The organism is Streptomyces niveiscabiei, assembly GCF_001419795.1.
Classification (GTDB): Bacteria; Actinomycetota; Actinomycetes; order Streptomycetales; family Streptomycetaceae; genus Streptomyces; species Streptomyces niveiscabiei.
In genome coordinates, this window is the sequence record NZ_LIRL01000464.1 from 1 (window position 1) to 4,130 (window position 4,130).

Sequence of the window (4,130 nt, forward strand, 5' to 3'; positions counted from 1 at the left end):
ACGAGGAGGGGTAGTACCCGAGGGCAGGGCGGCACTCGGGGCACCCGGGCAAGCCCCCGACCCCGGGGTAGTCCCCAAGCCCCGGGGTAGTCCCCGGGTAGTACCTACGGGGGACCGAACCCCTCGATGACCTCGGCCATCGCCTCGGCGCACGCCCTCGCCCCGGTCCCCGGTTCCTGGTCCTCGCCCAGGTACGCCGCGCGGGCCCGCGCCAGCACGGCCCGGTGCTCCCCCGCCAGCCTGGCCTCCGCCCACCGGGCCGCCTCGTCCTTGGCGCCCACGGCCCCCGTACCGAGGGTCATCCAGATACGGGCGAGGGTCAGCAGGACGTTGCGGGTGTCGTGCTCCAGGTCGGCCATGAGGTCCGGGACGCCGGCGGTGATCCCCCGCAGGAGGTCGGCGTGCGGGACGGGGTCGAGGAGGGCGGACGGAGGCGGGCCGCCGAGAAGAGGCGCGTTCCCCTGAAGGACCATGGTGAGCACCGGCGCCAGATCGGCACTGGCCTCCGGCGCGGGCAGCACCCCGCTCTCGAACTCCCCGCGCAGCCAGTCCCCGTAGAGAAAGTCGCAGACGGGCGGAAACCGCCAGGGCCGCACGTCCTCCTGCACGACGACGGTCAACTCGACGTACCGGTACCCGCGTTGCCCGGACAGAGCCAGCAACTCACCGACGAGCACCTTTCTCTGACGCTCACTCAACGACTTCCGCACCACCCCGAGCACATCGATGTCGCTGTGCGGCCGAAGCCCGCCCAGCACCGCCGACCCGTGCAGATAAGCCCCGAGCAGCTCCCCCTCCCCCACCACCCCGCGCAGCAACTCCGCTTCCCTGCTCCCCAGCACAATGCCGCTCCGCCCACTCGAAGTTGAGCGCGTCCGCCGGTGGCAGGCGGCGAGCTCTGAACGTCCTAGGCGCACGGTAGGCGGCGCCGGGGTGGTGGCCGCAAGCACATTTGTGCGGGCCCCGTGAGCTCGTGCGTGACCTCGGCACCGTACGTATCGTTGTACTGCGCGGCTGCGCCTGCACGAGGGCAGCCGGGGAGGAGCGCCACGATGACCGTCCTTGACGACAGGATCGCCATGGCCGACGCCAACACCGAGCGCTTGGACGAGTGGTTCGAGCGGCTGGAGCGGATGCCCGTCCCCGAAGGATTCAGGGTCGAGATCGTCGAGGGCAGCGTCTTCATGACACCGCAGCGGGACACCCACTGGGCCATCATCCGGCGGATCGTACGGGCCGTCGAGGACAGGTTCGGGATGGACGTCAACGTCCTGTCGGACGTCCGCATCGACTTCCCGGGCAAGGGGAACGCCTTCTGCCCGGATGTCGTCAAGCTGCGCGACTCCGCGGAGAAGGACTACGGCCGCTGGAGCCACAAGGACGTCGAGTTCGTCGCCGAGGTCATCTCCCGGGGCACCGCCGCCAACGACTACGGCCCCAAACTCACCGCGTACGCGACCGCCGAGGTCCCCGTCTACCTCGTGGCCGACCCCTACCAGGGCCGCTGCAACGTCTACACCGACCCCACCGACGGGGACTACGCCAAAATGCTGAGGGTCGACTTCGGCAAGGACATCGACCTGACCGGCACCGTCATCGACCTGGTCCTGAAGACCGACGGGTTCCCCCGGGACTAGGGCCTGTCCGGCGGATCAGGCCGCGGTCGCGGGGTCTGGCACGCGCATCTGCCGCGTTGTCGTCGGTTGCCGACGCTCCGCGTCGACGCCCTCCTCCGCCTTGCAGCTGCACGCACCAGACCCCGCTCACCGGCACCGATACGGAACCGTCACTCTCGTGCAGCCTGATCCGCCGGACAGGCCCTAGCTCTCAGGGACTCCGGGGGTACTACCCCCGGAGTCCCCGGCTCCCGCGCTAGAACATCGTGTTGTCGTTCGCCGACGTCTCCGGCACGTCCTGGATGACGTCCCAGTGCTCGACGATCTTCCCGCCCCGCACCCGGAACAGATCCACGATCGCCTGCCCCCGCTGACCGGGCGCCGGGATGTAGTGGCTGTGGACGGCGACGAGGTCGCCCTCGGCGACGACCCGCTTGGGCTCGACCTTCAGCTGGGGGAACTGGGCGAAGTACGCGCCGAGCCCGGCCTTGGCACCGGCGGCCCCGTTGGGGATGTTCGGGTTGTGCTGCTGGTAGCCGGTGCTCCAGTACCGGTCGATCGCGCCGACGTCCTTCCGCACGAGCAACTGGTCGAACGCCTTCTCCACGAGCTTCTTGTTGTACGACGTCAGCCAGGCCGGCCCGGGCTGCTGGGTACGGGGCCAACTCACCGTGGAGAACATGTCGTTGCCGTTGGCGGTCGTGTCGGGGACGTTCTGCCCGGTGTCCCAGTGCTCGGCGATCCTCCCGCCCTGGAACCGGAAGATGTCGAAGACGGCGCTTCCCGAACTCCCGGGCACCATAACGACGTTGGAGTGGACGACGACCAAGTCCCCTTCGGAGATGACCCTCTTGACGTCGTACTTCGCGTCGGGGAACTGCTGGTGGACGGACGTGCCGAGGTTCTTCAGCGTCGCGGCGCCGTCGGGCGCGAGCGGGTTGTGCTGGATGTAGTCGGCGCGGACGTACCGGTCGACGACGGCCCCGTCACCCCGCTCGAAGACCCCCTTGAGAACCCGGACGGCGACGTCCTTCTGGTACGCGAGGCGCAGCGGCGAGTCGACGGACACGTGCCCGGGCCGGTCGTACGGCACGGCGACGGCGGGAACGGTGGCGGCGGTGACCGTCAGAGCACCGGCCGCGAGGACCGCGGCGAGCACCCGACGGGCGGACGTGGTGGGGGACACGGCGTTTCCTTCCAGGGGCATGGCTCTCAGGCAGGGGTCAGCTTGAACTTTCAACCTCACCCTACGGCCCTGATCCTAACCACAGGGAAGCGCTAACTTCTAGATAGCACTCGCAGGTATTGTCCCTCCCGGGTATGACCTTCCTCCTCCCCCTCAAGTCGCTTGCGTCGAGTCCACTCCAAGTCGTTGGCTTGAGGACCATGAAGTACACGCAGCTCGGACGCACGGGACTCAAGGTCAGCCGACTGGTGCTCGGCACGATGAACTTCGGTCCGCAGACAGACGAGGCCGACAGCCACGCGATCATGGACGCGGCGCTGGACGCCGGCATCAACTTCTTCGACACGGCGAACGTCTACGGCTGGGGCGAGAACAAGGGCCACACCGAAGAGATCATCGGCAACTGGTTCGCGGCCGGTGGCGCCGCCCGCCGCGACAAGGTCGTCCTCGCGACCAAGGTGTACGGCAACATGGCCGCCGACGGCGACGCCTGGCCCAACCACGACAAGCTCTCCGCGGTGAACATCCGCCGCGCGGTCGACGCGTCGCTCAAGCGGCTCCAGACCGACCACATCGACCTCTACCAGTTCCACCACATCGACCGCCTGACCCCCTTCGAGGAGATCTGGCAGGCCGTCGACGTCCTGATCCAGCAGGGCAAGATCCTCTACGCCGGTTCCTCCAACTTCCCCGGCTACAAGATCGCCCAGGCCAACGAGCTTGCCGCGCGCCGTGGTTCGTTCGGGCTGGTCAGCGAGCAGTGCCTCTACAACCTGTACGAGCGGCGCGCCGAGATGGAGGTCATACCCGCGGCGCAGGAGTACGGGGTGGGCGTGATCCCCTGGTCCCCGCTGCACGGCGGGCTCCTCGGCGGCATCCTCAAGAAGGAGGTCCAGGGCGGCCGTCGCGCCTCGGGCCGGGCCGCCGACTCGATCGCCGACGCGAGTGTCCGGGCCAAGATCCAGGCGTACGAGGATCTCCTCGACAAGCACGGGGCCGACCCCGGCGAGGCCGCCCTGGCCTGGCTCCTCACGCGCCCCGGCGTGACCGGCCCGATCGTCGGCCCGCGTACGGCGGAGCAGTTGGAGTCGGCGATCCGCGCGGTGGAGCTGGAGCTGAGCGAGGAGCTGCTGACCGGGCTGGACGAGGTGTTCCCGGGGCCGGGCCCGTCGCCGGAGGCGTTCGCCTGGTAGGAGGCAGTACCTGAGAGCTACCCCTCCGGTATCCCGTACCCGAGGGGTACGCCTCCCGTAGGGCGTACCTGAGAGCTACCTCCCCCGTACCCCGTACGTGAGGGGTACGCCCTCGGTACCCCGTACCCGAGAGCT

General features: G+C 69.1%; 4 protein-coding genes. 2 read left to right on the plus strand and 2 right to left on the minus strand.

Annotation, left to right across the window (positions count from 1 at the left end):
* Window positions 1–104: 104 nt before the first annotated feature.
* On the minus strand, window positions 105–839 hold the full coding sequence (locus tag AOK24_RS22555; protein ID WP_409120535.1) for an aminoglycoside adenylyltransferase domain-containing protein: 735 nt from the start codon (window positions 837–839) through the stop codon (window positions 105–107).
* Between the two features lie 213 nt (window positions 840–1,052).
* Between AOK24_RS22555 and AOK24_RS22560 the strand changes: the two genes are divergently transcribed.
* On the plus strand, window positions 1,053–1,637 hold the full coding sequence (locus AOK24_RS22560) for a Uma2 family endonuclease (protein ID WP_055721883.1): 585 nt from the start codon (window positions 1,053–1,055) through the stop codon (window positions 1,635–1,637).
* A gap of 235 nt (window positions 1,638–1,872) precedes the next feature.
* Here AOK24_RS22560 and AOK24_RS22565 read toward each other — a convergent pair whose 3' ends face one another.
* The gene (locus tag AOK24_RS22565; protein ID WP_079056937.1) at window positions 1,873–2,802 is read right to left on the minus strand and encodes a nuclear transport factor 2 family protein; all 930 of its coding nucleotides are present in this window, start codon (window positions 2,800–2,802) and stop codon (window positions 1,873–1,875) included.
* Between the two features lie 200 nt (window positions 2,803–3,002).
* On the opposite strand from AOK24_RS22565, the gene AOK24_RS22570 reads away from it, so the two are divergent.
* Window positions 3,003–3,995 carry an aldo/keto reductase gene (locus AOK24_RS22570; RefSeq protein WP_055721885.1) on the plus strand — a complete coding sequence of 331 codons (993 nt, stop codon included), beginning with the start codon at window positions 3,003–3,005 and terminating at the stop codon, window positions 3,993–3,995.
* The last annotated feature ends 135 nt before the right edge of the window (window positions 3,996–4,130 follow it).

Bases quoted from the DNA above. Each gene is read 5' to 3' on its own strand.
- AOK24_RS22560 (WP_055721883.1), top strand. From the start codon at position 1,053: ATGACCGTCCTTGACGACAGGATCGCCATGGCCGACGCCAACACCGAG.
- AOK24_RS22570 (WP_055721885.1), top strand. From the start codon at position 3,003: ATGAAGTACACGCAGCTCGGACGCACGGGACTCAAGGTCAGCCGACTG.